General features: G+C 61.5%; 3 protein-coding genes. 1 reads left to right on the top strand and 2 read right to left on the bottom strand.

What is annotated here, in order from left to right:
• Both V3572_RS09645 and V3572_RS09640 read right to left on the bottom strand, forming a co-directional pair.
• Window positions 1-526 (bottom strand): MFS transporter (locus V3572_RS09645; protein ID WP_332110785.1); only part of this gene is annotated, 526 nt, incomplete at its 3' end.
• A gap of 192 nt (window positions 527-718) precedes the next feature.
• Window positions 719-2,323: an amidohydrolase gene (locus V3572_RS09640; protein WP_332110784.1), complete on the bottom strand. Its 1,605-nt coding sequence runs from the start codon at window positions 2,321-2,323 to the stop codon at window positions 719-721.
• A 309-nt stretch (window positions 2,324-2,632) separates the two neighbouring features.
• Between V3572_RS09640 and V3572_RS09635 the strand changes: the two genes are divergently transcribed.
• The coding region (locus V3572_RS09635) for a GDP-L-fucose synthase family protein (protein WP_332110783.1) at window positions 2,633-3,720 on the top strand (1,088 nt) is incomplete at its 3' end.

Raw genomic sequence — 3,720 nt, 5'->3', positions numbered from 1 at the left:
GAATAACAAAACCGGCTTGCCAACTTAGGTACATGACGGCGACCCCGCTGCCGATCGGCGCCAATGCGGCGCTGAGCGCCACGGACGCGCTGATGAGGGCGAACGACGTCGCCATTTGGGCGCGGCTGAAATTATCAGTGATGTACCCAAGAACCGCCGGGACACATAGCCCGGCGCCTACGCCGATCAACGTGCGGGCGACGTAGTTGAAAAAGAGGATGTTCGTGCTGACGCTCGCGAGCGCCTCTGCCAGAACCACAATGGCCAGTCCGATGACCAGGAGTTTTCGCCAGCCGAACGCACCGCCCAGAATGCCCGCAGCGACCATGACCGGGGCGCTGATCAGCGGATAGATGAGGTTGGCTATCTGCAAATCGGCTACATTCGCGTGCAGGCTTTTTGCTATAGCGGACATGGCGTTGGTAAGCAGTATATTGTCAGCCACGAGCCCAATCTGCGTCAAGGCTAAAAAAGCCATCAGAACGCCCCAGGATCCTTTTACGCCCGATTGTATCTGCTCGGACATTCCCCTTACCTCATTGTATTCATATTGTTTTTGGCGTCATGCGTCTCGAGCATAGGGAAATAACCGTGGCGGCATTCGTTGCCACAGCGCTTGTCGAAAGCGAGCTCCGGCGCGAACCCAAGGCCTCTCCCGTTCGTTGCGGAACGATGGACAGTCTTCTCATCCATCGCCCCGCAACGAGCGACCCTTGCTTTACTTCGAACCGGAGTCAAAAACCTTGCGCCCGCTGATCCAGGTTGCAAGAACTTTTGGGTTGTCTTTGGAAAGTTCCGATGGCGGCGCGGAGTACAAGTCTTTCTCGTAGATCACCATGTCGGCTTTTTTGCCGGGATAGAGCGCGCCGCAATCGTCTCTTCCGGTGGTGGCGGCGCTGCCCTGGGTCAGACCGGCGATGATATCCTGCATGGCGAGCGGCGTGCGGGACGCCCCGCCTCCGACCATGGCGATATTCATGATCTTCGTGGGCGCGCTCAATTCAAGAGGAGACACGCCGAAATCCGTGCTCATTCCCACCGACACGCCCGCGTCGATCATTTCCTTGACGGGATAGGACGCATTGTTCGCGTCGCCGTAATACCGTTCCAACCCCGCCTCAGCCTGCCAGAACCCCGGCTGCATGGTCGCGACGACCTTGCCGCCGAAGGTGGTGATGCGCTTGATCTGGTCGGGGCGAGGAAAGGCCAGGTGAATGAGGGTGTGCATGCATCGCAATCCGCCGGTTTTTGCCGCGCTGGCCGCAAGGGCATCCAGGATCGCGTCCAGAGCCTTGTCGCCCTGTATATGGTAGTGGCAGTTTAGTCCCACTTCCTCCAGGCGGACGATAATGCGGTTGATGTTCTGGCTTTTCCCCATGGAATCGTCGGCTGCGACCGTGTGCAACCCGTGGTCGCCTTTGGCGTTCTCCCAGGTGGTCCAGGCCTGCCCGGCCGTATAGGCGCCGTCGATGAAGAGCTTGTTTCCTATGAAACGTACAAGGTCCGTGTCCTTTCCCCGCTCCTCGAGACCGCCATCGAGATCGTCCAACCCGAAGAAAGTGTAGTTGTAATTCACGCGTAACGGCAGGATGCCTTTTCGCTCCATCTCCCGGCACATATCCGCATGATTGACGCGGCCGATGGGCGCACCCATAAGGTCCACGATGGCCGTATACCCCATAGAAGCCCAGGCATTCATGAATTTGAGGGTTCCGGGAAGAATGATCTCTTCGGTGAAAAGCGGGAGGAGCGGGTTTCCGGCCAGGGTCATGGCTTCTTCGCGCAGCATGCCCGTGGGCTTGCCATCCTGGACCACGACTTTCCCGCCGGAGGGAATCGGCGTGGCGGCGGTGATGCCCGCCTTTGCCATGGCTGCGGAATTGACGAGCATGTTATGGCCGAGATCGTCTACGATAAGGGCGATGCGGTCGCCGGTTACGGCGTCAAGCCTGGCCAGATCAGCCAGTGACCAAGCGTCGTAGTCCGTCACCGTGAACGCTCCGCCGAAAAAAGGTGCGTCGCCAGGATGGTGGGCCATGGCCTCGGCCACTGCCTTTGCGATCCTCTCCGAGGTATCCTTGCCGCGCAGGTCTGCGCCGCTGAACATGAGGGCCGATTCGACCAAGTGGACATGGCTGTCGCAAAACCCGGGATACGCGGCGGCGCCAGCCAGATCGACGACTTCGGCGTCCCTGTGTTCGGACTGGTTGACGTTTACTGCTGCGACGAGGCCGTCCTTAACAAGCATGTTGTCCACACGGCGGACGGCGTCCTGATAGATGTCGCCATTGATGAAAAGTTTTTGTAACGTCTGTTCGTTCATGGGGAGACCTCCTGAAGGTCGTGTACAGCACCCGTCTTCCTAGCCACAAGTTTTTTCTTACGCCACCCTCGCCTCCTGTTCTCCTTTGGTACTGAAATTCTAAAAAATCTATATCCAGGAAAACCTGATCCGCCTCAGATTCCCCTCGTCGTGCGAGGCGGCCGTCCTGAAAAAGTCCCTTCCGCCCGCCCGGCATGGCGCGGTTATCGCCCCCGCCCGGCATGGCGCGGATTCGCCCCCACGCGCCGTTGACTTTCGCCCCCGGTATCCTACAACGGGACGCACGCCGTTGCGAAGGGAGATCGGGCGATGGACGAAACAACCAGGATTTTCGTGGCCGGACGCCGGGGCATGGTGGGCAGCGCCTGCTGGCGGGCCTTGACTCGGGCGGGCTTCACCAACCTTCTCGGCCCCACCTCGGCCGAACTCGACCTCACCCGCCAGGCCGATGTGGAGGCCTTTTTCCGGGACAATCGGCCCCAGGCCGTGATCCTGGCCGCCGCCCGGGTGGGCGGCATCCTGGCCAACGCCACCTTCCCGGCCGACTTTCTCACGACCAATCTGGCCATCCAGACCAACGTCATCGACACTGCGCGGCAATGCGGCGTGCGCCATCTGGTCTTTCTGGGGTCGTCGTGCATCTATCCCAAGTTCGCGCCCCAGCCCATCCGCGAAAACGCCCTGCTCACCGGACCGCTTGAGCCCACCAACGAGGCCTACGCCCTGGCCAAGATCGCCGGGGTGCGCCTGTGCCACTTCATCAACCGGCAGTACGACACCGTCTACTGGCAGCTCATGCCCACCAACCTCTACGGCGAATTCGACTCCTTCGACCTGCAAAACAGCCACGTCCTTCCCGCGCTCATGCGCAAGTTCCATCTGGCCGCCCTGGCGAAAAAGGGCGACACGGCAGGCATCGCCCGGGACGTGGCCCGCTTCGGCCCCCTGCCGGACGACATCCGGGACGGACTCGGCCTCAGTCGCGACGGCGCAACCGTCGATCCCGCCCGGGTCAGGGTGGTTCTGTGGGGCACGGGCACGCCGCGGCGGGAATTTATGCATGTGGATGATCTGGCCGCAGCCGTCCTGCATGTGCTGTCCCTGGACGACGTGCCGGCGGAGTTGGTCAACGTGGGCTGCGGCCACGACCTGCGCATTGCGGAGCTGGCCGAAATGGTGCGCCGCATGTCCGACTACGACGGCGAGATCGTCTGGGATACCTCAAAACCCGACGGCACGCCGCAAAAGCTCCTGGACGTGTCGCGCCTGGAGGGGCTGGGCTTCACCGCGTCCATCTCCTTAGGCGACGGCCTGCGCCGGGCCTATGACTGGTATCTGCGGGAATCGGGGCTGCCGCCCCGTACCCCGCCCGGGGGAAATCATTTCCCCCGGACCCC

Origin of the sequence: Desulfolutivibrio sp. (assembly GCF_036584575.1) — a bacterium.
GTDB lineage: Bacteria > Desulfobacterota > Desulfovibrionia > Desulfovibrionales > Desulfovibrionaceae > Desulfolutivibrio.
This window is presented reverse-complemented; position numbering and strand designations above follow the sequence as displayed.

Excerpts from the sequence above, each read along its gene's own strand:
- V3572_RS09640 (WP_332110784.1), bottom strand. The coding sequence starts at position 2,323 with ATGAACGAACAGACGTTACAAAAACTTTTCATCAATGGCGACATCTAT.